Origin of the sequence: Escherichia sp. E.sYA108 (assembly GCF_011754335.1) — a bacterium.
GTDB lineage: Bacteria > Pseudomonadota > Gammaproteobacteria > Enterobacterales > Enterobacteriaceae > Escherichia > Escherichia coli.
In genome coordinates this window covers 2062471-2088664 of the sequence record NZ_JAAQVZ010000001.1, presented here as the reverse complement: position 1 = coordinate 2088664, position 26194 = coordinate 2062471, and the positions used below count along the sequence as shown (strand labels likewise).

The window sequence follows — 26194 nt, the reverse complement described above, 5'->3', positions numbered from 1 at the left end:
CTGGAACAAAAATGAAAAAATTATTACTTGCTATTTTTATAATATTACCACTTGGTGGCTGTACCGTTCATGGTAATAAATCCCTAACTGATGAAAATCATCAGACGGTTAAAGTTAAAATCGTCAAGGGAAAAACAACCCAACAAGAAATTCTTGCTGCCTTTGGAGAGCGCTACGAATGATGGACAGGAGATGTGGAACTACTCAAGTATGACGGGAGAAAGCCAACTATCTAACTACATACCGGGCCTTGCTCTATTGACCAATAGCAGCACAGCACACATTAAATCACTGGATATCTGGTTTAAGGGTGATGTTGTGGAACGTTATGATTTTCGTCAGACTGCAAGTAAGACCTCACGTGGTTTGATGGATTGATAATACAACATATCATCGTAAAATCGGGAGTTGCTACGTATGAACTCCCGATTTTATTTCATGATATTATATCAATTAAATACTAAATAAATTACATAACAAACACTTCTTGTATATTACTAAGCGTCTTAGCACCTATACCTTTTATGTTTTTTAAAATATCCAGATCAAGCTTGCCTTCACGAACTCGTGCTTTAACAATTTCTTTAGCGATTGTTCTATTTATATTTAACAATGCTTCCAGTTCATCTAAAGTAGCTTTATTGATATCAGGCTTAGATACAGAGGTTTTGGTATTTGACATATACTCAAGCAAATCCGCCACTACTAAATACGTGTGAAATACTGACTTTACAGCTTCAATCCGATCTAACTCGGCATGAACACCTTTATTTGTTAACTTATTAACTTTATCTAACCATGATCCGAGAAAATCTATATGTGCTTTGGCAAGGTCTTTATTACTATCAGACTGAATAGCCCCATCCATAAATGCCCAAAGGCGGTTTACGTATTGACCTTGCCCAACGGCCCGACCATTAAATTTTTCCTTCGATGCCGGATAAAGTTCATCAGCCAACCCTTCTAGAAGCCTACGACATGTAGTTAAAGCTTGAGACCATTCTTCTTCTTTATCTGAAGAAATAGCTTTAAATGCCAACATTAGTTGTTCTGCGATCACTGGATTTAGATCTAATAATTTATCATCAACAGCATTTTTCAATACATCAAAACAGTTGCTGACAGTACCTGAAAATTTTAGTTGATTATATATTTGCGATGCTAATTCATGTGCTTTTTTTCTAACATAATTGATATGTTGATTTAAACTATTCTTATAATACGTTCCGTCATTGCCTTGTTTTTTTCTTACAAGATCGGCATATTTCTCTTCAATAAACCCAATGTTATTATATCCACCACCACTTTCAATATTTTTTAATGTGAGTTCTTCATCTGAATAATGTATATTAGCCTTAACTCCTAATTTGGCAAGTTCTTGTATTCGTTTGTCTAAATTTTCTTGGAAAGATTTATTTTTTGTATTTTCAGCCTCAATAACAAACTTAAGCAATTCAGTTATTGGCTTTGTATATTTAGTATCACCTAATTGAATAGCACACCATATCTTTTTATCATCATCATTGATGATATCCGAAGTCCGCTGTAGTTTTTGTATAGCCGATAACAAAGAACCTTTTGGTGACTCGAGTTCTTTAAGTGTTTCTTCAATGAGCTGTAATGCTACTTTCTTGTGTGGCATGTGAATCATCCTTCAACTTATAGCTTCGTAATCATTAAGTGGTAGATTGTTGCTTTTAAACTAAAAATGAAACTCTGGTGGCTCAGCCATTTTAATACCACCAATACGTATGGGCAGCTCACCTTCTCGTTGGCACAGGTTCTTAATAGATTGCCACTCCTCAGCTTCTGTTTCCATGTGAGCAGCGACCGAATCAAAAGCACCTTCGGCTACGACTATAGTAGGTTCTTTATCTGTTTCATTGCCATTCGAATCCACTTTTGGTACTTCGGCCAGTTCTTCTTCCAGCCCAGCCAAACTCACTTTCAGTTCATCAAGACTACTGGCGGCGTCTATTGGCGCATAGAAGAACAGCCCACTGATGAAGATAGCTTCCATTACCTCACTGAAAGAAAACGAGGTATCGCCATAAACAAAGCAGCCATGCTTGGAACTCTTCACCCCTGATACATTCTTCTTCAACAGGCCGTCCTTTGCCGACGTCATCAACGCCTGTTTGCTATAGAGGATTACAGGAAGATTTTTAATTTCGTGAACATCACCGCTGATACTCCAGCGTTCTTTATCACCTTTAATGAAACCTGAAGCATCGCAGCTACTTTCTATGTCAAACTCATCAGTCGGGAACCGCTCACGATTAAAATAGGTCGAAAAATCTTCCCCTTCTTCCATATCCTGACGCTTGTAAGCGCGATAAACCGAGCTACGACGGTCAATCCCAATCCATTCAATATCCCATGTCGTTGGCCCGGACGGTTTTCTTACCTCATCTATATAAGCACCAACATCTCTGTCCAGATAAGCTGCTAACAGTGCCTTCCACAGTTCTATTGCCAGAAAGATACTTGCCAGCGATGTTCCTTCTTCAATCAGAACAGTATGGTGGAAGAAGCGAAGAAGAAAGAAGGGATCGGTATTGGCTATCGTGTTCTGGATGGATAGCAATGGAACCGCCGAGGTTTCATCGTAATCGGACTGAAACCGCAGTATTGCATCGGAACAAAAAATTAATTTACCTTCCATCGCTCATCGCCTCCTGACGCTATCAGACAACGCATTTTACCAGAACACTACCACTTACCGCATTCGACTTTAACCTGACCCATGTTCGTTGATAGCTCTGGATATATATTCAACCCAAAAGCATTGACCTTATGGATAACATCACAATATCTGAAACTGATAACTCAGATTATAACATCTGTGATTTTATAGTTTCTTCACTCATTTGTGTGAGTTCTGAAACCAAGCGAATATAAGTATTTTTCAACCTATCTTTATCGCAACGACTTACAGACTCCGATAACAGATAATGGCTATAATTATTGACATAAATATCATTGTCATTTTCAATGAGTGAGTTTTATTCCATGTTCAGTATCTTCTACTTTGTTTACAATACAGATCATAAATGGTGTTTTCTCATAGGGATGAAAGAGTGTTATCATTTTAATATTTTTCATTTTATTTTTTACTTTTTTATTACTATTTAATACAACATCGCGATCGTGAAAATCAAATTTATTTATTTTTTAACCATGATTTTCCCTCTTATTTTTAAACTACTTTTGAAAAAATCTTTATCTCTGTGCTGACGCACGGCTACGCCCTGACGCTGACATTTTTATTTTATTCATCTCCTGTCTGTTAAATAAAAAGAAAAGCACTCGATCATTGTTTGATCTCTTTTCCTCATGATGCTGAATTTAGATCCTATGTTTAAACATAGTTTTTCCCTTTAGACATATAGCATTTGCTCTTAAACGTATAGGAAAACTACATCCTTGGTAGCAGCGCTTCGTGATTGTTGCGAACAATCACTCTGCTGAACAGGGCTTGCCCCTGTTAATATTGGATTTATCCAAAAAAGATCGCGTCGTAGACGCATATAAAGTTAAAGTAAAATTAATCAAGCAGTCCCGATAGTAGCAGCGGTTCATGATTGTAGAAAACAATCACTTCGCTGTAATAACATAGTAGGAAAAATAACACAGATAACACCACTGGTGCCATTTTGATAAGGCACCAATCAACTAAAGAGAAGAACTATTTTCAATATTACATTCTTTAAAATGTCATCCAAAGCTTCGCTATTTGAATAATGAAGAAGAAAAATGCTCTCAAGCCAGCTATAGCTTAAAACAAAGTACGCACTCTTGGGAGTTAAAGTCCCGAATCCCGGTACTTAAGTTGATAACTATTCTCAAATAAAAATAATAAAGTGTTATTGTATATATTCTGTAGCACTACAATTTTTATACGTAAAAACATCAAGTGTTAGTTATTTTAAAAAATATAAACTTTAAGTATTGACTTGCACACAAAATATAGTATCTACTTAAATGTATAACTAAAAAAATAAAGGAGTAAATACCATGATAGAAAATAAGATACAAACTGAAGTAAAGAAATCAAGAAGAGGTCTCCCACGTCATACTAAAAACCCATTTCTTAATGATACAAGTCTACATACAAAAACTGGCGTCAGACGTATTACTACAGGAAAAGATCGATTAGCATTAGTTAATGAGAGTACGGGAGAACAAGTTGGTAATGGTGGTTTCTTTCAGTCTATGGAAGTAGACAAGACACAGTTTGTGAAGCTTTATGTGGATGGCGTATCAGCTATTGAGGGTTTATCCTCATCCGGTAAGAAAGTATTCAAGATACTGTATCTTGCTATCAGAGATAATAAAGATACAGATACGATATTAATGTCATTCGATATTGTTGATCAAGATATCGTGAAAATATCAAGAACTACTTATTTCAAAGGTATGAAAGAACTTGCTGACAAGAAATTTATTGCTGAGACCATGATACAGAACTATTATTTTATTAATCCAGACTATATGTTTAATGGTGATCGTTTAACTTTCATGAAAACTTATTACTTGAAGGACAAAAAAACTAAAACTAAAGAGAACAAAATTAATTGCCAAGGCAAAACACAGTAGTTTCAAGAAAGAGATTTTCTCAAGCAACTCCTATCTGAATGATAACTCCATAAAGCCAATGCATTTTAACAAACTCCCACCCTACTATAAAAATTGTATAGGGTGATTAAAAAATGAAGCGAAATCGAATGAGAAAACGTTTTTTATATACCAGTTTACAAACTCATATCTTGGAGAGCTGCTTTTTATCATTGCTGACATATCAATTATATTATGTGTTGATCTACGTAGTTCTGATATATAGAGAACAAAATCAACATGTTCATAATGTGGATTTTCAACAAGAAAATTAAGTTCTGCCATTACATATTCAGATTCATAAGGCATTATCGATTCATTAAGAATAACAAGTCCACCGACTGCTCTAGGAATATTTAAAGATTCCTTTGTTGCTCTAATCTGTCTATTGGAGGTTGCTACAAGATCTTTTATATTTCTATAAGCATAATCCATTATCTTTTTTCTGAAAGCATCTGAGTCGGGGTGTTTTTGAATCAATTCCTCAATATGAACCCTACCGAACCAACTTCTTTTAAGCCATTCATCAGTCTTAGCTAGCTCATTAATTTTTTCATTTATTAAATCAGTTCTGTCATTTGTGAGTAATTTTTGCTCTAAAATAACATCGTTATTAAATAACAAATAATCTGCCATTTTCGAACTAGAGCCATCGTCTTTTTTGAAATCATCCTTCATATCGTCCAATACTATATTATTTTTCTTAGATCGAATAAAATCAAGAAACCTTTTATCTATAGAATCCATCTTTCCTACCTTCAGTTTTATTTCATCGTCCCGAGCCTGATGATACACCATGTCATTTGTCTCTTACAACATTATTAATGTATTAAGCATGGCCATAATAAACAACAAAAAAACATTGGCGAGACAAATCAACAGAAATAAACATTGCTGCAAACGGTTAATTTGACACTTACACCATATCTCGTAATATAAATATATCCACTATTTTATCCACGAGGTTTTATATGAGAAAAGTAAAAACAGACAACAGTGATTTAATCGAATATGTAAATACAGTTAAAGAACTAAAAAATCACATTCCAATAGAAGAATACAGAAATGAATATCGTAAACTGCGTTCTGATGATATTCCATTGGTTAAGGCGCAAAAATTTAAATCTGCCCATACCGAAGTTCGCAGGTTGGAAAAAAAGAGAGAATCTCTTATTGAATACTTTATTGACGAGTTAAATCCCATCAGCAGTTCAAAAGCTAACACATCAGCAAGATCAACTGGTAATCTCGATTTATTTAACGAACGCGTGTTATACCGTAAGGCCATTTCAGAAAAGAGCGATGAAGAAATAGTAGCCTTGGTCATAAAACAACGTACAGAAGCCGCTGTTGAGTTCCAACGTTCAATTGAACAGAGTCTTGAGCAACTATCTCGTATCTCGTCAGAGTTCGAACCATCAAACCAAAAGCGCAGGAAAATGTCTCTTTAAAACGACTCTATGCTATTCGTGTGAAATGTGATGTATTAGATTGCTTATGCAATAATGTTTACTATATTATTTACTGACTGTTTTTTTTTGATTTTTCCAACAGCACCGTAAGCATTATTTTTATTAATCGCCTATTTTAAAACACCGGATGACATACTATGAGTGAAGCTCTTAAGGCACTGAACAATATTCGTACACTTCGCGCACAGGCTCGTGAAACAGATCTGGCAACTCTGGAAGAGATGCTGGAAAAACTCACCACAATCGTTGAAGATCGCCGTGAGGAAGAAAATTCAGCCCGTAAAGAACAAGAAGAACGTCAGGCTAAACTGGAAGCCTTCCGCCAGAAATTGTTAGAAGACGGTATCGATCCTACAGAACTACTCGCTTCAGTTGGTTCATCCCAGCCTAAAACCAAATCAACTCGTGCTCCTCGTCCTGCTAAATACAAATATACAGATGAAAACGGTAATGAGCAGACTTGGACGGGTCAGGGCCGTACTCCTAAAGCAATCGCCGCTGCTATCGAAGCTGGTAAGACACTGGAAGACTTTGCTATCTAACCGCTACAGCATATCCGGGCTTCACTGTTCTCAAGATAACAGGCCCGGAAAATATTCGATTATTCATCCAAGACTATCCCAGTCTGGCAGGTTGTTAACGACCTTTCGCCACCAATGATACGCAGCCATAAGAACACCAAAACAAATACCTGCGACGACGCTTGAGACAAATGCAGTGCCCGGTTGTATCCCTGTATCCTTCCAAGTAAAAAACCACATACAGATCCCCCATGCCGGACCAAACCATCCACCCATCAACAAAGTGATTTGCCAGAATGAGGCAAAAGGTAGCGGTGGTATCTTGAGTCCAGCTTTCCATGCGAGGTGTAGCAAAGGAGGGGCATAATTACTTCGCCACATCCTCTTGCTTTCCATGATGGCAATAGCGTGTTTCTTTTTAGCTTCAAAGCCCATAAGGTTCCTTCCAGATCCACCTTTACTCATCTATCTATCGATAAAAAGCCACAATAGACAATAATGATTATCAATTCCATGTATGTAAGTCAAAAATAACTCAAATAGTCATTCCTTTAGATCTTCTGGTGAAACCCGGTCACATGCCATTTTCTCAAGCATTCTTTGTAATCTTTTCATTTTCAACTTATGTGCTTTTTTCTCACCAATCTCCTGATAGTATTCTTCACGACGTTCGTTGACCACGCTCCTGAATTTTTTCAAAAGCTGTTCAAGTGTTTTGATGTCGGTAGTTGCGGCTTCCACTTGGATTTTTTTATACATATACATCACATGAAATTCATCAATCATTTTTTGCTCCTTGGATAGAAAAATAATATTTGTTATCAGCCCCAAGAAGGGGCCGATAGACCTCAGAACATATCAACATATTGATTCCGCCAGAACCGTATAATGCATTTTGGCTAATGCCTGCTTAACCCCTTTAAAATCCACTTCAGACAGTTTTCCAGCAGCGTTCTTTTTCCATGCTTTTTTCAGAAGATGTTTCTCAGCATTCCTCATCGCCAGATCGATTAGCTTACAAACAAACTCATGATCCATTACATGCGTTATAATCATATTGCTGGTCGTTTTATCCTTTGAGTTAAAAAGCTCCGCATAGATATGCAAGGACACAACATAAAAGATTTCAGTGTTTTTATTTTTAAATGTATTCATTTTTATTTCCTCTTTAGTTTAATATTGGAATAGCAAAATATTTGTATGAGCATTAGCGGTATACACACTTATAGACAATCCAAAGCTGACGAAGGTGTTGCTTTACCTTACAGTGGTTTACTTCTCCATAAATCCGATTCCTTTTGCCTTCTTCTGTGTCATCGTAAAAATGATATCGCGTTTTTTTAATGATACTTTCCATAATGTCATTCATATTGTATTTATTGTTGAGAAAATAATAAAAATCATCTGGTGCATTCCGCCGTAATCCGTCCATATAGTTCCTGAAATAACATTCGGCTTGTTCAATAAACTCTTTTATCGTAATAAGTTCTATCTTCATATTTTTCTCCATTATTGTTTAGGGTAATAAGATGCCCTGTGCGAACAGATATTTGTTCGACACGAGATCTTGTTTCTTTTTTTATGCAGCGTTCTGGCGTGAGTGTCGAATAGTCACTTCAATCCATTCATCAATCTCACTTTCAACAAAAGCGACACACCTCGGACCTATTTTTACTCTGTCAGGAAAGTTTCCTTCCTTAATACGCTCATATAAAGTCGTGCGACTAAATCCCACTCGATTTAAAACATCAGGAACGCGGATAAATCGTTTTACGCTGGTTTCAATATTTTCTTTCATTGTCTGCCCTCTATTATTGTAAGTAATCTCTATGAGATTTCGCTTTTCTCTATGTTGTTTCGACGTGAACAATGATAGCGATTTTGCTTATGGTAATTTAGGGACGTTCAAAGAAGTTTTTTTTGAAAAATTCGAAGGGGCACGGATGGAAAGATAACGGTTAACACTGGATGCGATCACGTTCGCACGGAGCGAACGTAACCCTTTTTACTTGGCTTATTTTTTCTTATTCCTGTCGTCTTCTACATGCTTTTCAACAGGGGAGTCTTTCAAGTGATTGTTTTCCATCATGTAATCTTCAAGCGATTTCAGATAGCTCGCATCCGTCAGAAAAGCCATTGCTAACGGGTAGTCCGTTGCCTTTAGCATTCCTTCATCACGATCGTTGTCGCTGTCCTCGTGAAGCAGCGAGGAAATCAGTGAAAGCGGGATTTTAATGCCGTTATCTTCTCCCCAGAAGATCAGGTCCATCATCGGGATAAGACGATATTCAATAATTTTTCTGAATGTGCTTTTCCCAAAACGATACTCTCTTGGCGCTGGAGACTTCATCTTAAGCTGTCTCTTCCATCGGGGGATCAACACTTTCAGATGTTCAATGATCTCTTCGGTTGATGCTTCTTCCAGATGAATATCGACAGTAATACGTGAAAGATTATTAAGGGATGTCTCTTTCAGATACTCGGACAGAAATTCAGACTGGCTTAACCCAGAGAGTTCAGGCGTGGCTTCGGTTAATGCCAGCGTTTTCGCATAAAATTGCGCGTGGCTTCGTGTCGTAGGATTTACTGCGTAGGTTCTGGCAAGCTCATGTCCAAGAGTAGCGGTATCACCACTGAAAAAGATTTCACCGCTGAGGATCTTGTTGCGGTAATCATCCAGCATTAATCGGTTAAAGGTAGGTATGGTGTTCCGGCTCAACAACATTCTGTAAGCCAAGATGCGCCGCTCAACCTCAACATAAAAATGCTGTAAGGTGAGTTTCTCTATCGCCTCATAGCGTTCAACATCAAACCATGCTTCCAGTGCTTTCCTGATTTCACTTCTTTTCATCCATCCTCCAACAATCCATTTCCTTTGATATATCTTCACAGGATCCGTTTGGAACAATTGAAGTTCAACTGTTTTGTCATCAGAGACGGGGGAATGGCTAAGTTGTTGTTAAGAGTGTGAACTCGAGAGCATAAAAGTGGATGCCCGACGCGCGGCAAAATGGTAAAAAACAGCATCAGTAGTAAGAAAAATTGAGCGAGAGAAAGGAATTTTAATGCAGGGATTTATGCATGACAAAATCAAAAATGCTTTGTAAGTGATTGATTTTGTTGAATGATTGGCGGAGAGAGGGGGATTTGAACCCCCGGTAGAGTTGCCCCTACTCCGGTTTTCGAGACCGGTCCGTTCAGCCGCTCCGGCATCTCTCCGTTCAGATGGTTGCCATGATGCCAGGAAATTTGGCATTTTAACAGTCCCTGTCCGTGCAATTTTGTTCAAGTGACGAGTTTGCGAGCAAAACGATGATTAAGTGGCCCTGGAAAGTACAAGAATCAGCACATCAAACTGCCCTTCCCTGGCAGGAAGCACTATCGATCCCCCTTTTAACGTGTCTGACAGAACAGGAACAAAGCAAATTGGTCGCTCTTGCCGAACGTTTTTTACAGCAAAAACGGCTTGTTCCTTTACAGGGCTTTGAGCTGAATTCATTAAGAAGCTGCCGGATAGCACTTCTATTTTGCCTGCCCGTTCTGGAGTTAGGACTGGAATGGCTGGATGGTTTTCATGAAGTCTTAATTTATCCTGCGCCATTTGTGGTCGATGATGAATGGGAAGACGATATCGGTCTGGTGCATAACCAACGTATTGTTCAGTCAGGTCAGAGCTGGCAGCAAGGGCCTATCGTTTTGAACTGGTTGGATATACAAGATTCTTTTGATGCTTCTGGTTTTAACCTGATTATTCATGAAGTCGCTCATAAGCTGGACACCCGTAACGGCGATCGCGCCAGCGGAGTTCCCTTTATTTCGTTGCGTGAGGTTGCTGGCTGGGAACACGATCTTCATGCTGCAATGAACAACATTCAGGAAGAAATCGAATTAGTTGGTGAGAATGCGGCGAGCATTGATGCTTATGCTGCCAGTGATCCTGCTGAATGTTTTGCCGTACTTTCTGAATATTTCTTTAGCGCCCCAGAACTTTTTGCTCCTCGTTTCCCTTCATTGTGGCAACGTTTCTGTCAATTTTATCAACAAGATCCTTTGCAGAGACTGCATCACGCTAATGATACAGACTCGTTTTCGGCGACGAATGTTCATTAATTAACAACTTTGCAGATTAATTAACCAATTGAAATGGCTTATGAAATTTAGTGTTGACAGACAAGGTACCGCTAAGTAATATGCGCCCCGTTCTCACGATTCCTCTGTAGTTCAGTCGGTAGAACGGCGGACTGTTAATCCGTATGTCACTGGTTCGAGTCCAGTCAGAGGAGCCAATTTTCTGTTTTCTTGCATCCTTGCGAATCTTTATCTGATGTTGATTCAACAGGTTAGTGTGAAAACTCTTCTCGGTGCATTTTGATTTTACCCTACGCATCGGGAAAAATTGGTGGTCAAATCTGGGGTCAGGTTAGTTCGATAATGGAGTGACCCCCATATATCCCTTACCGACGCAAAAATCCGCACCCTCAAGCCTTCTGATAAACCCTTTAAAGTCTCCGATTCTCACGGTCTGTATCTGCTGGTCAAGCCGGGTGGCTCCCGCCACTGGTATCTCAAATACCGTATTAGCGGTAAAGAATCCCGCATTGCGCTGGGTGCCTATCCAGCCATCTCCCAGTCTGATGCGCGACAGCAACGTGAAGGTATCCGTAAAATGCTGGCGCTGAATATCAACCCGGTACAGCAGCGGGCTGCTGAACGTGGCTCACGAACACCGGAGAAAGTTTTTAAAAACGTGGCGCTGGCGTGGCATAAAAGTAACAGGAAATGGTCGCAGAACACCGCCGACCGTCTGCGTGCCAGTCTGAACAATCACATCTTTCCGGTCATCGGGAACTTACCTGTATCAGAACTTAAACCCCGTCATTTCATTGACCTGCTGAAAGGGATCGAGGAAAAAGGTCTGCTGGAGGTTGCGTCCCGCACACGGCAGCACCTGAGTAACATAATGCGCCATGCGGTCCATCAGGAGTTAATCGATACGAACCCTGCAGCAAACCTTGGCGGCGTGACCACACCTCCTGTCAGACGGCACTATCCTGCCCCGCCGCTGGAGCGGCTGCCTGAACTGCTTGAACGTATTGGGGCATATCATCAGGGCCGTGAACTGACCCGGCATGCCGTTCTGCTGATGCTGCATGTGTTCATTCGCTCCAGTGAACTGCGTTTCGCCCGCTGGTCAGAGATTGATTTCACAAACCGAGTCTGGACGATACCCGCGACGCGAGAACCCATTATTGGCGTGCGTTATTCCGGCCGCGGGGCAAAAATGCGAATGCCGCATATCGTCCCCCTCTCAGAACAGTCCATCGCCATTCTGAAACAGATTAAGGATATCACCGGTAATAATGAACTGATCTTCCCCGGCGACCATAACCCGTATAAGCCAATGTGTGAAAACACGGTCAATAAGGCACTGCGGGTGATGGGTTACGACACGAAAAAGGATATCTGCGGTCACGGCTTCCGGGCAATGGCATGCAGTGCGCTGATGGAATCGGGTTTATGGGCAAAGGACGCAGTAGAACGCCAGATGAGTCATCAGGAGCGCAATACCGTGCGCATGGCTTATATTCATAAGGCAGAGCACCTGGAAGCCCGCAAAGCGATGATGCAGTGGTGGTCGGATTATCTGGAAGCATGCCGAGAATCTTATGCACCGCCTTATACAATTGGTAAAAATAAGTTTATCCCATAGTATACTAACGAATCCCACACTCTGGCAAATTACCACCACCTCCACAGGAGGTGGTTCTATATAGACTTTTATCAACTTCATGACGAAAAACACCTATTTTATCCCAAAAGAAGACAATAGAGTCACAGAGGAATCAAAGAGCGACTCAATTGTCTTTGGACAATCTGGTTGTGAGGTTAGAAAACAGTTACTCCTACACCATTAAATAGGGCGCAATGCTCGCTAATTTCTCCCGGGTTTCTGTCAGTTCGCGTTCCGGCGTAGATTGCGCGATGATTCCCGCCCCCGCCTGTATCCAGCAGCGCTGGCTATCCTGAAATACGGAACGCAGAACTAGCGCCGCATCAAAGCGCGTATCGTCCAGCAGCAGGATTGCGCCGGAATAAAGCTCTCGCGGCGTCTTCTCAATTTGCATAATCGCGTTCAGAGCAGCATTTTTAGGGATACCTGAGGCGGTAATCGACGGAAACAGCACGGTAAACGCATCCCAGGCATCCTTGTTTTCCGCAAGCTGACCGCTCACGCCAGACCCCAGATGCTGAACGCTGCCGCGCTGGCGAACCGACATTAAATCTTCAACCACCACGCTGCCCGGCTGGCAAACGGCCTCCAGTTCAGCAATAGCTTCTTTGACAGAAAGGATATGCTCAAGCACCTCTTTACTGTCGTGCAGCAGTTCTGCCTCTTTCGCCTTATTATGCTCCGGGTTTCCCATGCGATCGCGGGTGCCCGCAAGCGGTTCAGTGACCACTTTATTGCCCGTCACTGACATCACCAGTTCCGGGCTAAAGCCCAGCGCTTCGCGTCCTTCCTGACGGAACATAAACGAGCGCACAGGCGTGTTTGCCTGCCGCCCGTATAACAGCGTGGCGGGCATATCAATCCGCGATGGCAGGGGAATGGCGCGCGAGACAATCACTTTGACATACTCGCCACGGCGGATCTCCGCAACGGCGCGCGCAACCTGTTGTTTATATGCCTCACCATTGAGGGCGGTATCCACCGCCAGTGGTGCGTTCTGCGTCGTTGTACCGGCCTCTTTTACCCACTCGCACAAACGTCGGCACCCGTCGGCGGAGTCCGCATAAACGGTGACATTTCCCTTTTCAAAAATAAGTTCTTCACGGGGAACGGTTAACGTCAGCAGCGGCCACTCCCCGGCGTTAAAGGCAATCCCCCGCGCATGCGCCGCAAAGTTGAACCCAACCTGTCCATATACCCGACGTCCTTTCACCTGAGGATGCGCCATAAAACGACGCGCGCAGTCGGCAATGGAATCCACCGCCCATTTTTGCTCCCCGGCATCATCAATAAATGTCGCCTGCGTTCCGTCGGCATTAATGTGCAGCCGTGCCTGGCACCCTTTGCCTAAATACCAACAGGGTTGACGCTCATAGACATAACACTCTTCTTCTACGAACTGGCGTAAAACGCCAGAAATCGTCGGTAGCCATTGTTCCTCTGGTAACGCCAGATGTAGAAATTCACTGATTTTCATCCCTTACCTCTCTGTGTTATTCGCGGATCAATCAATTGCGCTTGTCATCAGTTCTCTTGCCGAATGCAGCCGGATATAAGCAACCCACGCCGCCAGCAACGTGAATGCCCCGGCAAACAGGAAGCAGGCCGCATAGCCAAAATGTTGAGCAACAACGCCACCGATAACGCCTGCCAGAATGGCGATTGCCGCATCAGTACATTGAAAGAGGGTGAAGTCGACACCGGCCTGCAAAGGCGATGAAAGCGACATCAGCGTGGCGTAAAGACAGACCAGCGCGCAGGCCAGCGAAATGGACTGGACAATGACCAGACACTGGAGAATCTGCAGCAGCAGATGACCCGGCGCCATCATGAGCGTCATCACCACCGCCAGCAGCGCGATCCCCTGGACGCCATAAGCCGTCAACAGCGCTCTGCCGGGTGAGGTGTATTTCATCAGCAATCCGCCAGCCAGCGTTCCTGCTATGCCCGCTGCAATATTGCCGCCGCTGAACAGCGCGCCCAATGCGGACATGCTCAACCCATGATCCAACAACAGCGGTGCCAGAAGAGGCAGCACAAACCGCATGCCTGAATTCAGCATCAATACCAGCAGTAAGCCCAGGCGCGCCTGCTTCCTCCTTAGCGCATAACCTAACGCCGGAACATGCGGGATAGTCGCTGTTCGCGTCGGCTCCGTAATGCGCCACAGCGGGAGTGACAGCGCCATAATCAGCACCGCCATCATCAGCATGGCGACAGGCCAGCCGGATGCCGCCGACAGCATCAGGAACACCCCGCCGCCGCACATCATTCCCAGATAGCTGCCGCCGACCTGCACGCTGTTTCCCCAGCCGTAACCCGTGCGGGTCAGTTGATCGACACAAAAGCCGTCGCTGGCGATATCAATGGTGGAGGCGACCGTGCCTGCCACCATAAACAGAACAAATAACGCGACGATTTGCGTATCGGGGAATCCCCCTTCTCGCCCAAACCAGCCAATCGCTGCGGCAATAGTCAGGATCGCCGCTAGCGCGACCTGACCACGCAGGATTAACATGCGGGAACGGCGTTCCTGGCTACCGGGCGGAAGCCGCCAGCGCTCGATCCACGGCGCCCAAATAAACTTCAGCGCCCAGGGCAGCATAAACAGGGTTGTCGCACCGGCAAGCGCCAGCGAACCGCCAGCAGCGCGCACCAGCGCGGGTAAGGACTGCATAGACAGCGCCGATACCAGACTCTGCGTCACATAGACGCCGGCAATAGCAAAAATCACCCGCCCGGTCGTCAACGTCAGCGGTTTCACATTCGACTGAACATCACTCATGCACCCACTCTCCAGACGCGGAACCCCCGTCGTCGCGCCACACGCGCGCGGCCATTTGCGCCTGCCACAGCGCCTGATAACGCCCATGATGTGAGAGCAATTGCGCATGAGTACCCTGCTCAACCACCTGTCCCTCTTCCATCACCAGAATGTTTCCGGCCCCGGCGATGGTGGATAAACGGTGAGCGATGATAATCACCGTCCGGTTGTAAACCAGGTTATCGATCGCTTTTTGCACCGCCAGCTCGCTTTCAATATCCAGCGCGGCAGTCGGTTCATCGAGAATGACGACCGGCGCGTTTTTCAATAACGCTCTGGCAATGGAAATCCGCTGGCGCTCGCCGCCCGATAGCTGGCCGCCCATCTCTCCCATTGGCGTCAGCCAGCCTTGCGGAAGACGGGAAATAAACTCAAGGCACTGCGCCGCGCGGGCGGCCTCTTCTACCTCCTGCCGCGTCGCCTGTGGGCGCGCGATACGGATATTCGCCAGCAGCGTGTCATCAAACAGCCAGACATCCTGGAAAACAACAGAAATCAGGCTATTGAGCTGTTCCGGCGTCAGGCGGCGAATATCGACGCCGCCAATAGAAATCTGCCCTTGCTGCGGATCGGCATAGCGCATTAACAGTTTGGTGACCGTAGTTTTGCCTGCGCCGGAGGCACCCACCAGCGCGCTCATACTGGCTGCCGGGAACGTCAAAGAAACATGATTAAGCGCGTGGCCGTCACCTTCTTCGTAGCGATAGCTGACGTTGTCAAAGCGGATATCGTAACGTTCCGGCATCTCGCTTTGCTCTGCGACGGGAAGCGGTGCTATCGCCATAAACTGCTCAATCCGTTGCAGGGCGCTGGCGATCAGTTCCACAACCGAGGTGTAGCTGATAAACATCGCCATCGGTTCTGCGAAGCGCATAATCATCGCGACGGCGGCAATCAAAAAGGCGAGGTTCAGAGTGCCCGTCACTACCCAGACGATCCCGGATAACACCACCACCTGTAGGCCCAACTCCACGACGCTGGCGATCAGCATCGTCGCGCCAGCGCCCTGACGGTGAGTGCGGGTCTGTAAGTTTTCCAGCGCATTGAAATGCGCCAGCAGCGCCCGGCTTTTATCGGCATCGCTGCCGCAGGTGCGCAATACCATCATCCCCTGAGCAAATTCAACGATATCGCCGCTCAGACGCTGGTGCGCTTCCCCCAGCGTCTGCATTTGTCGCCGCATCGCCGGGCGGCGCCAGTAATAAAACGGCACCAGCAGAGGGAAGATCAGCAACATCACCAGCCCCAGCCGCCAGTCTATCCACAATGTCGCCAGCGACGCCGTCAGCGGCGTGACAATGGTGAGCAGCAAAATATTGGCTATCGCAATAACATAATTGAGGTTTTCATCCACGCTGCCCAGCAGCAAGGCGTTCATTTCACCCGCCCTGCCGCGCTGGAGCTTCTCCAGCGGCACGCGGCGTAACTGCTCGCCAAGTCGCAGGCGCAACTCATGGGTAGCCTGCGCCAGATGACCACGGTATTCAAAGCCCAGGCCATACCAGCGTAGCACCAGCGTCACAATTGCGGCGACGCTGAAGGCCATAGCCCAGTTAAGAAGTTGCGGCGCGTCTCCCCGTAACAGCGCATCAATGATCGGATAAAGACAGGCAAAGGCGATCCCCTGCATGAATGCCGCCAGCAACAGCGCCAGCATACTGCGTCGCAGCATCCTGGCCTGACTGCCAACGCTGGAGATAAGCTGGCGCCAGATGACGCGCCAGGCCAGGTTATCCGCAGGATTATTGTCTTTCATTTTCCACCACCTCTTCCTGTGTTCCACCCGGCACCCAATGCTGCGCCTGCTGATAGTGTTGCCAGAGCCGTTGATACAGGCCGCCCTGCGCCAACAGTTGCGTATGGTTCCCCATTTCCCTGAGCTGTCCGTCGGAAAACAGCAATATCACATCGGCCTGAGTCACCATTGAGAGACGATGCGCGACCATGATGACCGTCCGGCCACGCATGGCCGCCGCGAGCGCCTTGATAAGCGCCGCTTCGTTTTCCGGGTCAGCAAACGCCGTCGCCTCATCGAGCACCAGGATGGGGCGATCCTGCAAAAGCGCCCGGGCGATAGTAATGCGCTGCCGCTGGCCGCCGGAGAGAAATACCCCACGTTCCCCGACTCGAGTGTTGTAACCTTCTGGCAGAGCGCTAATAAAATCATGGGCCTGCGCCACTCTGGCCGCCGCTATAACCGCCTCCAGCGGCGTATCCGGCGCGCCCAGACGAATGTTATTGGCTATCGTGTCGGCAAAAAGGAAGTTGTCCTGAAACACAAACGAGAGTTGCTTCATCAGGGTGTCCGTCTGCATATCACGCAGATCCACGCCGCCAATACGGATATGGCCTTTGTCCGGGTCGGCGTAACGCAGCAGCAAGCGCGCCACGGTGCTTTTTCCGGCGCCGCTTGGCCCGACCAGCGCCACAATTTGCCCGGCAGGCACATGAAAGCTCACCTCCTGCAACGCGGCGCCAGTACGCGCTTGCGGATAATGAAAGCTCACCTGCTCAAAGGTAATGCTCGCCTCTTGCGGCTGCTGGTCAGACTGCGGCAGCGATAACTCCGGCATCGCGAGAACCTGATAAATACGCTGAATGCTTAAACGCGTTTGCGCGACCAGGTTATTGAGCATCATCATTGGCATTACGGCTTCGGCCATTCCGCTGCCCAGCAGTAAAACGGCCACCCACGCGATAAAATCGAAACTGCCATAGTGCAACAGGCCGTATCCCGACCAGATCAGGACAAACAGGGTCGGGAGAGGATTCAGAATCGAGAAGGAAAAACGCGCTGAAAAACCGGCTTTGCGATACCAGGTTTTGAGCACATCGACCCACTCTTCAAGGGCGCGTTGATAGCGCAAAAAACTGGTGCTGCCGCTATCAAACGTTCTCACCACGGGCATGGCCTGCACGAACTCAATAACCGCCGCGCTAACCTGCTCGCGCGCCTTATGATAACGCTGAGCCATATCTTCCGAACGCTGGCGGGCGAGCACGAGAACAACCGATCCAAACGCCAGTACCCCCAGCGTCGCGATTGCCAGCCGCCAGTCCAGCCAGAACAAGATAACGATTGTCGCCAGCGGCATGATGATCGCGCGGGCATAGAGCGGCGTGCTGTCGGCCACAAAAATATGTAACGACTTCACGTCATCCAGCATCACTTTCGCCACTGACCCGCTGCCCATTTGCTGTAACACGCCAGGCGGAAGCTGCAATGCTTTACGGGCTAACCTGCTGCGCAGAATGTTCTCCAGATGAAAAGCCGCGTAATGAGAGGTGTTGAACGCCTGTAAGCGCAGAACAAAAGTTAAGACCACGCAGCCGATCACGCCGCCCAGCGGCCAGGCCGGAATAGCGTCAGGCGTCGCGCGAATGTCACGCAGGCTCCACGCCAGAAAAAGGAGCGCCCCCAGGCTGGTTAATGCCGCCAGCCCCGCCAGCGCCATAGCTAAAATAACCTTCCTGCGAACCGGTGTAATCACCTGCCAGAGAGGAAATCGGGACAGCGATTCAGTATTGGATGATTGAGATGACATGGGAGTAACTGAATTTCCTGATGAATTTTTACGGACGCCAAAAACGACAATTCAGGGTGGCGTTCTGAGAATTAATGTGAATAATAACCATTATCAATAACTCATCTACCCCATTCGGTTCTATTTATACCCGCATTGGTCTAAGCCACAGGGAGATAACCAGGTCATGATGGAGTCACCGCAAACGCAATCTGAAATCTCTATTCACCAGTTGGTGGTCGGGAAACCTGCAAACGATGGCAATATTCCTGCTCAGTGTGAACTGCTGCGCTGTTCGTTGCAGGAAGGTATGGATATTTTGCTCTGGAGGGGCCATTTTGCGCGGCCTGAGACGTTGCAGCTACACGACGATCTGGGCAGGATTAACTTCTCGTGCATCCTGGAAGGCACATCGCGCTTTGCGATTCAGGGACTCCGGCGCCACACCGACTGGGAGCTTGCGCGCAATCGCCATTACATTACCCATACGCCAGACTGTCGCGGCAGCGCCTCCTATTGTGGCCGATTCGAGAGCATTACCCTCTCCTTCAGCCCTGAAACCCTCGCGCTGTGGGTGCCGGATATTAGCGCGGTCATTAAGAATAAGATCGACTCCCACTGCTGTTGCCAGCAGCAGCGTTGTAATGCTGAAACCCACTTAACGGCTCAGGCCTTGCGTCACGCGCTGATGCGCATGCACGGCGGCTTCAGTCATGAACAAAAGCCGTCGACGCTATGGTTGCAGGGGCAAAGTCTGGTCATGCTCAGTCTGGTGCTGGATGAACATCGCGAAGACGCCAGTTGCCTCTCCTGCCACTTCAACCCGATGGAACGCCAGAAACTGCTGCGGGCGAAGGATCTGCTGCTGGCTGATCTGACGCAAGCGCCGGGCGTCGCGGAGTTGGCCAGAGAGTCCGGTCTGAGCGTTCTCAAAATTAAGCGAGGCTTCCGCGTTCTGTTCAACAACAGCGTCTATGGCCTGTTTCAGGCTGAACGAATGCAGGAAGCCAGAAGACGCCTGGCCAACGGCAATACCTCCGTCATGACGGTGGCGGCCGATCTGGGCTATGCCAACGCCAGCCATTTCTCTGCCGCCTTCCAGAAACAGTTTGGCGTAACTCCTTCGACCTTTAAACGCGGGATGTAACCGGGGTCGCGCCCCCCTAAACTCCTCCCTGACAGAGGCCCGGATACCCCATCCGGGCCTCTGTTCTTTCCGCCTGTTACCAACCCGAAACGGGCATAAATAAACCCGTTTCGGGTAGCATCCAATTGTTAATAATTATTATTCTCATATGAGTAATGCTTTTCGGTAAGACGTGCCATCAGGAGGAAGAATGATTTCTGGCGCACCATCTCAGGATTCGCTGTTACCGGACAACCGCCACGCGGCTGATTACCAACAATTACGCGAGCGGCTCATACAGGAACTGAATTTAACGCCGCAGCAGTTACATGAAGAGAGCAACCTGATCCAGGCCGGCCTGGATTCCATAAGATTGATGAGATGGTTACACTGGTTTCGTAAAAATGGCTACCGCCTTACCCTTCGCGAGCTGTATGCCGCCCCCACGCTGGCGGCATGGAACCAGTTAATGCTCAGCCGGTCGCCGGAGAACGCGGAAGAAGAAACGCCGCCCGACGAATCATCCTGGCCGAACATGACCGAAAGTACCCCCTTCCCATTGACGCCAGTACAGCACGCCTACCTGACGGGCCGCATGCCGGGGCAGACGCTTGGCGGCGTGGGTTGCCACCTGTATCAGGAGTTTGAAGGCCATTGTCTGACGGCGTCGCAGCTGGAGCAGGCCATCACGACCTTGCTGCAACGCCACCCAATGCTGCATATCGCCTTTCGCCCCGACGGGCAGCAGGTCTGGCTACCGCAACCTTACTGGAACGGCGTCACCGTTCATGATTTACGCCATAACGACGCTGAAAGCCGCCAGGCCTATCTGGACGCACTGCGCCAGCGCCTGAGCCACCGTCTTTTACGCGTGGAAATCGGCGAAACGTTTGATTTTCAGCTGACGCTCTTGCCGGACAATCGCCACCGCCTCCATGTCAATATTGACCTGCTGATTATGGATGCCTCCAGCTTTACGCTTTTCTTCGATGAGCTTAACGCCCTGCTGGCCGGAGAATCGCTGCCGGCTATCGACACCCGCTATGATTTCCGCTCGTATTTGCTGCACCAACAGAAGATCAATCAACCACTGAGAGACGACGCGCGCGCTTACTGGCTGGCGAAAGCATCGACGCTTCCCCCCGCGCCCGTCTTGCCGCTGGCCTGCGAACCCGCCACGCTATGTGAAGTCCGTAATACCCGACGCCGCATGATTGTTCCGGCAACACGCTGGCACGCCTTTAGCAACCGGGCCGGCGAGTATGGCGTGACGCCGACAATGGCGCTGGCGACCTGTTTTTCTGCCGTGCTGGCTCGCTGGGGCGGCCTGACGCGTCTGCTGCTTAACATCACCTTATTCGACCGCCAGCCGCTGCACCCGGCGGTTGGCGCGATGCTTGCCGACTTCACCAATATTCTTCTGCTGGACACCGCCTGCGATGGCGATACCGTCAGCAACCTGGCGCGTAAAAACCAGCTCACGTTTACGGAGGACTGGGAGCATCGCCACTGGTCCGGCGTCGAATTACTCCGTGAACTCAAACGCCAGCAGCGCTACCCCCACGGCGCCCCGGTGGTATTTACCAGCAATCTGGGGCGTTCCCTCTACAGCAGCCGCGCAGAATCGCCGTTGGGCGAGCCGGAATGGGGCATCTCGCAAACGCCGCAGGTCTGGATAGATCATCTGGCGTTCGAGCATCACGGCGAGGTCTGGCTACAATGGGACAGCAACGACGCGCTGTTCCCTCCGGCGTTAGTCGAAACATTGTTCGACGCCTACTGCCAGTTGATTAACCAACTCTGCGATGACGAAAGCGCCTGGCAAAAGCCGTTCGCAGATATGATGCCCGCCAGCCAGCGCGCGATACGCGAACGGGTCAACGCCACCGGTGCCCCCATTCCCGAAGGCTTGCTGCATGAAGGCATTTTCCGTATCGCTCTGCAACAGCCGCAGGCGCTGGCGGTAACGGACATGCGTTATCAGTGGAATTATCATGAGCTGACAGACTATGCCCGCCGTTGCGCGGGCAGGTTAATCGAGTGCGGGGTTCAGCCCGGCGATAATGTGGCTATCACGATGTCGAAAGGCGCAGGACAACTTGTTGCGGTTCTGGCCGTCCTGCTGGCCGGGGCGGTTTACGTTCCGGTTTCGCTGGATCAGCCTGCCGCACGGCGCGAGAAAATCTACGCTGACGCCAGCGTCCGGCTGGTGCTCATTTGTCAGCACGACGCCAGCGCCGGGTCAGACGATATTCCCGCCCTTGCCTGGCAGCAGGCCATTGAGGCGGAGCCGATCGCCAACCCGGTAGTACGCGCCCCCACGCAACCGGCCTACATTATCTACACCTCCGGCTCTACCGGTACGCCGAAAGGGGTAGTCATTTCTCACCGGGGAGCGCTTAACACCTGTTGCGATATCAATACCCGCTATCAGGTTGGCCCGCATGACAGGGTGCTGGCCCTCTCCGCCCTACATTTTGATTTATCGGTTTACGACATTTTTGGCGTACTGCGCGCGGGCGGCGCGCTGGTGATGGTGATGGAAAATCAACGGCGCGATCCTCACGCATGGTGTGAGCTGATCCAGCGCCATCAGGTCACGCTCTGGAACAGCGTCCCGGCGCTGTTCGATATGCTGCTGACCTGGTGTGAAGGTTTCGCCGACGCCACGCCGGAAAACCTGCGCGCAGTGATGCTTTCCGGCGACTGGATCGGGCTTGACCTCCCCGCCCGTTATCGGGCCTTCCGGCCACAAGGACAATTTATCGCGATGGGCGGCGCCACCGAGGCGTCTATCTGGTCTAACGCCTGCGAAATTCACGACGTCCCCGCCCACTGGCGCTCCATCCCTTACGGTTTTCCGCTAACCAACCAACGCTACCGGGTGGTGGATGAACAGGGCCGGGACTGCCCTGACTGGGTGCCGGGTGAATTATGGATTGGCGGCATTGGGGTCGCGGAAGGCTATTTCAACGATCCCCTGCGTAGCGAGCAGCAATTTTTGACGCTCCCGGACGAGCGCTGGTATCGCACCGGCGATCTCGGCTGCTACTGGCCAGATGGCACAATCGAGTTCCTCGGTCGTCGCGACAAGCAGGTCAAAGTCGGAGGATATCGCATCGAGCTGGGCGAAATCGAAAGCGCGCTCAGCCAGCTGGCGGGGGTGAAACAAGCAACCGTTCTGGCGATCGGCGAAAAAGAAAAAACGCTGGCGGCATACGTTGTTCCTCAGGGCGAGGCTTTTTGCGTTACCGATCATCGGAACCCGGCACTGCCGCAGGCGTGGCACACGCTTGCGGGAACGTTGCCCTGTTGCGCCATCTCGCCAGAGATCTCCGCAGAACAGGTAGCCGATTTCCTTCAGCATCGCCTGCTAAAACTGAAGCCGGGTCACACCGCTGGCGCCGATCCTCTCCCCCTGATGAACTCACTCGCTATCCAGCCGCGCTGGCAGGCCGTGGTGGAACGCTGGTTAGCATTTCTGGTGACACAACGGCGACTGAAGCCCGCTGCTGAAGGTTATCAGGTCTGCGCTGGTGAAGAACGCGAGGATGAGCACCCGCACTTCAGCGGACATGATTTAACGTTATCGCAAATTCTTCGCGGTGCCCGTAACGAACTGTCGTTACTGAACGACGCGCAGTGGTCCCCGGAAAGCCTGGCCTTTAACCATCCGGCCAGCGCCCCGTATATTCAGGAACTGGCGACAATTTGCCAACAGCTTGCACAGCGCTTACAGCGCCCGGTACGCCTGCTTGAGGTGGGAACCCGCACTGGCCGCGCCGCAGAATCGCTGTTAGCACAGCTCAACGCCGGACAGATTGAGTATGTCGGGCTTGAGCAGAGCCAGGAGATGCTGCTGAGCGCCCGGCAGAGGCTCGCCCCCTGGCCTGGCGCCCGTCTGTCCCTCTGGAATGCAGACACGCTGGCGGCGCACGCTCACTCGGCGGACATTATCTGGCTTAATAACGCCCTGCATCGTCTGCTGCCGGAAGATCCCGGGCTCCTTGCGACATTACAACAGCTTGCCGTTCCCGGCGCGCTGCTCTACGTGATGGAGTTTCGCCAGTTAACGCCGTCCGCCCTACTCAGCACGCTCCTGTTAACCAATGGGCAGCCGGAGGCCTTGCTGCATAACAGCGCCGACTGGGCGGCATTATTTAGCGCGGCCGGCTTCAACTGTCAGCATGGCGATGAGGTCGCGGGGTTACAACGCTTCCTCGTACAATGTCCTGACAGGCAGGTGCGCCGCGATCCCCGTCAACTTCAGGCCGCCCTCGCCGGGCGTCTGCCGGGGTGGATGGTGCCGCAACGGATCGTCTTCCTCGACGCCTTACCGCTGACGGCTAACGGGAAAATTGACTACCAGGCGCTGAAGCGTCGTCATACCCCTGAAGCGGAAAACCCGGCCGAAGCGGATTTACCCCAGGGCGACATTGAAAAACAGGTTGCCGCCCTCTGGCAGCAACTCTTATCAACTGGCAATGTCACCAGAGAAACCGACTTCTTCCAGCAAGGCGGCGATAGCCTGCTGGCGACCCGTCTGACCGGGCAACTTCATCAGGCAGGTTATGAAGCGCAATTAAGCGACCTGTTTAATCATCCCCGGCTGGCGGATTTTGCCGCCACGCTGCGGAAAACCGACGTCCCGGTCGAACAACCATTCGTCCACTCCCCTGAAGATCGCTACCAGCCCTTTGCGCTTACCGACGTGCAGCAGGCTTACCTGGTGGGGCGTCAGCCGGGCTTTGCCCTGGGCGGCGTCGGCTCACATTTCTTTGTTGAATTTGAAATTGCCGATCTGGATCTCACCCGGTTGGAGACGGTCTGGAACCGATTAATCGCCCGCCACGATATGCTACGCGCCGTCGTGCGTGATGGACAGCAACAGGTGCTCGAACAGACGCCTCGCTGGGTAATACCCGCACACATCCTCCATACGCCTGAAGAGGCGTTGCAGGTGCGCGAAAAACTGGCCCATCAGGTACTCAACCCCGAAGTCTGGCCGGTATTCGATCTCCAGGTCGGTTACGTTGACGGGATGCCCGCCCGCCTGTGGCTGTGTCTGGATAACCTGTTACTTGACGGGCTGAGCATGCAGATTCTGTTGGCGGAGCTGGAACATGGCTACCAATATCCGCAACAGTTGCCTCCGCCGCTACCCGTCACCTACAGGGATTACCTGCAACAACCCGCGATCCAGTCGCTTAACGCAGATTCTCTGGCATGGTGGCAGGCGCAACTTGATGATATTCCTCCGGCTCCTGCATTGCCGCTACGTTGCATGCCTCAGGACGTCGAAACACCGCGCTTCGCCCGCCTGAACGGCGCGCTGGACAGCACGCGCTGGCATCGGCTGAAAAAACGGGCGGCTGACGCCCATCTCACCCCGTCGGCCGTACTGTTGTCGGTGTGGTCAACGGTTCTCTCTGCATGGAGTGCACAGCCTGAGTTCACGCTTAACCTTACGCTTTTCGACAGGCGACCGCTGCACCCGCAAATCAACCAGATTCTGGGCGATTTCACCTCGCTGATGCTGCTGAGCTGGCATCCCGGCGAAAGCTGGCTGCACAGCGCGCAGTCACTACAGCAGCGGCTGAGCCAGAACCTCAACCACCGCGATGTGTCAGCCATCCGCGTGATGCGTCAACTGGCGCAACGGCAAAACGTGCCTGCCGTTCCGATGCCCGTCGTCTTTACCAGCGCGCTGGGCTTTGAGCAGGATAACTTCCTCGCCCGGCGTAATCTGCTCAAACCGGTCTGGGGCATCTCCCAGACGCCGCAGGTCTGGCTCGATCACCAGGTTTATGAATCCGAAGGCGAACTGCGCTTTAACTGGGATTTTGTCGCCGCGCTGTTTCCTGCCGGGCAGGTGGAACGTCAGTTTGAGCAGTATTGCACCTTGCTAAACCGAATGACCGAGGATGAAAACAGCTGGCATTTGCCACTCGCCGCGCTGGTGCCTCCCGTTAAGCAGGCGGAGCAAGGTACAGAGCGCACATCGCGCGTATGCCCTGAGCACTCTCAGTCACACATTGCGGCGGACGAGAGCACCGTCAGCCTGATTTGCGACGCCTTCCGCGAGGTGGTTGGCGAGTCTGTCACGCCCGCACAAAACTTCTTTGAGGCGGGCGCAACGTCGCTGAATCTGGTGCAACTGCACGTTTTGTTACAACGTCACGAATTTTCGACTCTGACGTTACTTGACCTCTTTACCCACCCTTCTCCTGCAGCCCTGGCCGCTTATCTGACCAGTGTCGCCACGGTGGAGAAAACCAAACGCTCTCGCCCTGTTCGCCGTCGTCAGCGGCGGATATAGCGCGAAGCAAACTGATTTTCCCCGGAACGCCATCGCGAACGCATGGCGTTCCATTGACTT

General features: G+C 49.3%; 20 protein-coding genes, 2 tRNA genes and 2 pseudogenes. 9 read left to right on the top strand and 15 right to left on the bottom strand.

Translation table 11 applies throughout. The features are described from left to right. Positions 1–11 precede the first annotated feature (11 nt). Positions 12–378 (top strand): annotated as a pseudogene (locus tag HBM92_RS25680) (hypothetical protein). A gap of 91 nt (positions 379–469) precedes the next feature. Here the strand turns inward: HBM92_RS25680 and HBM92_RS09615 are convergent. From HBM92_RS09615 to HBM92_RS25675, 3 genes and pseudogenes are all read right to left on the bottom strand, one after another. Beyond that, complete coding sequence (locus HBM92_RS09615) at positions 470–1642, bottom strand: ComEA family DNA-binding protein (RefSeq protein WP_001120270.1); 1173 nt, start codon at positions 1640–1642, stop codon at positions 470–472. Between the two features lie 60 nt (positions 1643–1702). Then, complete coding sequence (locus tag HBM92_RS09610; protein ID WP_000398601.1) at positions 1703–2665, bottom strand: hypothetical protein; 963 nt, start codon at positions 2663–2665, stop codon at positions 1703–1705. A 169-nt stretch (positions 2666–2834) separates the two neighbouring features. Next, a pseudogene (locus tag HBM92_RS25675) lies at positions 2835–3105 on the bottom strand (hypothetical protein). A gap of 912 nt (positions 3106–4017) precedes the next feature. Between HBM92_RS25675 and HBM92_RS09605 the strand changes: the two are divergent. Continuing rightward, positions 4018–4599, top strand: a complete 582-nt coding sequence (locus tag HBM92_RS09605) for a replication/maintenance protein RepL (protein ID WP_000572033.1) — start codon at positions 4018–4020, stop codon at positions 4597–4599. A gap of 84 nt (positions 4600–4683) precedes the next feature. Here the strand turns inward: HBM92_RS09605 and HBM92_RS09600 are convergent, their stop codons facing one another. After that, positions 4684–5364, bottom strand: a complete 681-nt coding sequence (locus HBM92_RS09600) for a hypothetical protein (protein WP_001351137.1) — start codon at positions 5362–5364, stop codon at positions 4684–4686. A 224-nt stretch (positions 5365–5588) separates the two neighbouring features. Between HBM92_RS09600 and HBM92_RS09595 the strand changes: the two genes are divergently transcribed. Beyond that, entirely contained in the window at positions 5589–6068 is a 480-nt protein-coding gene (locus HBM92_RS09595; protein ID WP_001233369.1) for a DUF4756 family protein, read from the top strand. A gap of 158 nt (positions 6069–6226) precedes the next feature. Further along, a complete protein-coding gene (locus HBM92_RS09590; protein WP_001287374.1) occupies positions 6227–6631 on the top strand; it encodes an H-NS family nucleoid-associated regulatory protein in 405 nt (134 codons plus the stop codon). Between the two features lie 63 nt (positions 6632–6694). Here the strand turns inward: HBM92_RS09590 and HBM92_RS09585 are convergent, their stop codons facing one another. From HBM92_RS09585 to HBM92_RS09555, 7 genes are all read right to left on the bottom strand, one after another. Next, positions 6695–7045 (bottom strand): DUF6404 family protein, encoded by a 351-nt coding sequence (locus HBM92_RS09585; RefSeq protein WP_000505229.1) that lies wholly within the window; start codon positions 7043–7045, stop codon positions 6695–6697. A 108-nt stretch (positions 7046–7153) separates the two neighbouring features. Continuing rightward, entirely contained in the window at positions 7154–7396 is a 243-nt protein-coding gene (locus tag HBM92_RS09580; protein ID WP_000564596.1) for a hypothetical protein, read from the bottom strand. A 72-nt stretch (positions 7397–7468) separates the two neighbouring features. Beyond that, entirely contained in the window at positions 7469–7765 is a 297-nt protein-coding gene (locus HBM92_RS09575; RefSeq protein WP_001091321.1) for a hypothetical protein, read from the bottom strand. A 52-nt stretch (positions 7766–7817) separates the two neighbouring features. After that, positions 7818–8108 carry a hypothetical protein gene (locus HBM92_RS09570; RefSeq protein ID WP_000687678.1) on the bottom strand — a complete coding sequence of 97 codons (291 nt, stop codon included), beginning with the start codon at positions 8106–8108 and terminating at the stop codon, positions 7818–7820. An 81-nt stretch (positions 8109–8189) separates the two neighbouring features. Then, the gene (locus HBM92_RS09565; RefSeq protein ID WP_001298701.1) at positions 8190–8408 is read right to left on the bottom strand and encodes a helix-turn-helix transcriptional regulator; all 219 of its coding nucleotides are present in this window, start codon (positions 8406–8408) and stop codon (positions 8190–8192) included. 216 nt (positions 8409–8624) lie between these two features. After that, positions 8625–9461: a DUF6387 family protein gene (locus tag HBM92_RS09560; protein ID WP_000830396.1), complete on the bottom strand. Its 837-nt coding sequence runs from the start codon at positions 9459–9461 to the stop codon at positions 8625–8627. 278 nt (positions 9462–9739) lie between these two features. Beyond that, a tRNA-Ser gene (locus HBM92_RS09555) sits at positions 9740–9829 on the bottom strand. Positions 9830–9922: 93 nt separating this feature from the next. Between HBM92_RS09555 and mtfA the strand changes: the two genes are divergently transcribed. The 3 genes from mtfA to HBM92_RS09540 all read left to right on the top strand — a co-directional run bounded on the left by mtfA (position 9923) and on the right by HBM92_RS09540 (position 12320). Continuing rightward, the gene (gene mtfA, locus HBM92_RS09550; protein ID WP_001325918.1) at positions 9923–10720 is read left to right on the top strand and encodes a DgsA anti-repressor MtfA; all 798 of its coding nucleotides are present in this window, start codon (positions 9923–9925) and stop codon (positions 10718–10720) included. Positions 10721–10820: 100 nt separating this feature from the next. Further along, positions 10821–10896, top strand: a tRNA-Asn gene (locus tag HBM92_RS09545). Positions 10897–11057: 161 nt separating this feature from the next. Continuing rightward, positions 11058–12320 carry a tyrosine-type recombinase/integrase gene (locus HBM92_RS09540; protein WP_024174323.1) on the top strand — a complete coding sequence of 421 codons (1263 nt, stop codon included), beginning with the start codon at positions 11058–11060 and terminating at the stop codon, positions 12318–12320. 193 nt (positions 12321–12513) lie between these two features. Here the strand turns inward: HBM92_RS09540 and ybtS are convergent, their stop codons facing one another. Genes ybtS through ybtP form a run of 4 tightly spaced genes read right to left on the bottom strand, consistent with a single transcriptional unit; the run spans position 12514 to position 18620 of the window. Next, positions 12514–13818, bottom strand: a complete 1305-nt coding sequence (gene ybtS / locus HBM92_RS09535; protein ID WP_000703047.1) for a yersiniabactin biosynthesis salicylate synthase Irp9/YbtS — start codon at positions 13816–13818, stop codon at positions 12514–12516. A 27-nt stretch (positions 13819–13845) separates the two neighbouring features. Beyond that, a complete protein-coding gene (ybtX, locus tag HBM92_RS09530; RefSeq protein WP_001286281.1) occupies positions 13846–15126 on the bottom strand; it encodes a yersiniabactin-associated zinc MFS transporter YbtX in 1281 nt (426 codons plus the stop codon). Beyond that, on the bottom strand, positions 15119–16921 hold the full coding sequence (gene ybtQ / locus HBM92_RS09525) for a yersiniabactin ABC transporter ATP-binding/permease protein YbtQ (protein WP_001327263.1): 1803 nt from the start codon (positions 16919–16921) through the stop codon (positions 15119–15121). The genes ybtX and ybtQ overlap by 8 nt, the downstream gene beginning before the upstream one ends. After that, positions 16908–18620 carry a yersiniabactin ABC transporter ATP-binding/permease protein YbtP gene (ybtP, locus tag HBM92_RS09520; protein ID WP_001327262.1) on the bottom strand — a complete coding sequence of 571 codons (1713 nt, stop codon included), beginning with the start codon at positions 18618–18620 and terminating at the stop codon, positions 16908–16910. The genes ybtQ and ybtP overlap by 14 nt, the downstream gene beginning before the upstream one ends. Positions 18621–18876: 256 nt before the next feature. Between ybtP and ybtA the strand changes: the two genes are divergently transcribed. Then, positions 18877–19836: a yersiniabactin transcriptional regulator YbtA gene (gene ybtA, locus HBM92_RS09515; protein ID WP_000970688.1), complete on the top strand. Its 960-nt coding sequence runs from the start codon at positions 18877–18879 to the stop codon at positions 19834–19836. A 190-nt stretch (positions 19837–20026) separates the two neighbouring features. Beyond that, positions 20027–26134, top strand: a complete 6108-nt coding sequence (gene irp2, locus HBM92_RS09510) for a yersiniabactin non-ribosomal peptide synthetase HMWP2 (protein ID WP_000623030.1) — start codon at positions 20027–20029, stop codon at positions 26132–26134. The last annotated feature ends 60 nt before the right edge of the window (positions 26135–26194 follow it).

Bases quoted from the DNA above. Each gene is read 5' to 3' on its own strand.
- HBM92_RS09585 (WP_000505229.1), bottom strand. From the start codon at position 7,045: ATGGGCTTTGAAGCTAAAAAGAAACACGCTATTGCCATCATGGAAAGC.
- HBM92_RS09565 (WP_001298701.1), bottom strand. From the start codon at position 8,408: ATGAAAGAAAATATTGAAACCAGCGTAAAACGATTTATCCGCGTTCCT.
- ybtX (WP_001286281.1), bottom strand. From the start codon at position 15,126: ATGAGTGATGTTCAGTCGAATGTGAAACCGCTGACGTTGACGACCGGG.
- HBM92_RS09570 (WP_000687678.1), bottom strand. From the start codon at position 8,108: ATGAAGATAGAACTTATTACGATAAAAGAGTTTATTGAACAAGCCGAA.
- HBM92_RS09600 (WP_001351137.1), bottom strand. From the start codon at position 5,364: ATGGATTCTATAGATAAAAGGTTTCTTGATTTTATTCGATCTAAGAAA.
- HBM92_RS09575 (WP_001091321.1), bottom strand. From the start codon at position 7,765: ATGAATACATTTAAAAATAAAAACACTGAAATCTTTTATGTTGTGTCC.
- HBM92_RS09560 (WP_000830396.1), bottom strand. From the start codon at position 9,461: ATGAAAAGAAGTGAAATCAGGAAAGCACTGGAAGCATGGTTTGATGTT.
- mtfA (WP_001325918.1), top strand. From the start codon at position 9,923: ATGATTAAGTGGCCCTGGAAAGTACAAGAATCAGCACATCAAACTGCC.
- HBM92_RS09615 (WP_001120270.1), bottom strand. From the start codon at position 1,642: ATGCCACACAAGAAAGTAGCATTACAGCTCATTGAAGAAACACTTAAA.
- HBM92_RS09590 (WP_001287374.1), top strand. From the start codon at position 6,227: ATGAGTGAAGCTCTTAAGGCACTGAACAATATTCGTACACTTCGCGCA.
- ybtQ (WP_001327263.1), bottom strand. From the start codon at position 16,921: ATGAAAGACAATAATCCTGCGGATAACCTGGCCTGGCGCGTCATCTGG.
- HBM92_RS09580 (WP_000564596.1), bottom strand. From the start codon at position 7,396: ATGATTGATGAATTTCATGTGATGTATATGTATAAAAAAATCCAAGTG.
- irp2 (WP_000623030.1), top strand. From the start codon at position 20,027: ATGATTTCTGGCGCACCATCTCAGGATTCGCTGTTACCGGACAACCGC.
- ybtS (WP_000703047.1), bottom strand. From the start codon at position 13,818: ATGAAAATCAGTGAATTTCTACATCTGGCGTTACCAGAGGAACAATGG.
- HBM92_RS09605 (WP_000572033.1), top strand. From the start codon at position 4,018: ATGATAGAAAATAAGATACAAACTGAAGTAAAGAAATCAAGAAGAGGT.
- HBM92_RS09595 (WP_001233369.1), top strand. From the start codon at position 5,589: ATGAGAAAAGTAAAAACAGACAACAGTGATTTAATCGAATATGTAAAT.
- ybtA (WP_000970688.1), top strand. From the start codon at position 18,877: ATGATGGAGTCACCGCAAACGCAATCTGAAATCTCTATTCACCAGTTG.
- ybtP (WP_001327262.1), bottom strand. From the start codon at position 18,620: ATGGCGCTGGCGGGGCTGGCGGCATTAACCAGCCTGGGGGCGCTCCTT.
- HBM92_RS09610 (WP_000398601.1), bottom strand. From the start codon at position 2,665: ATGGAAGGTAAATTAATTTTTTGTTCCGATGCAATACTGCGGTTTCAG.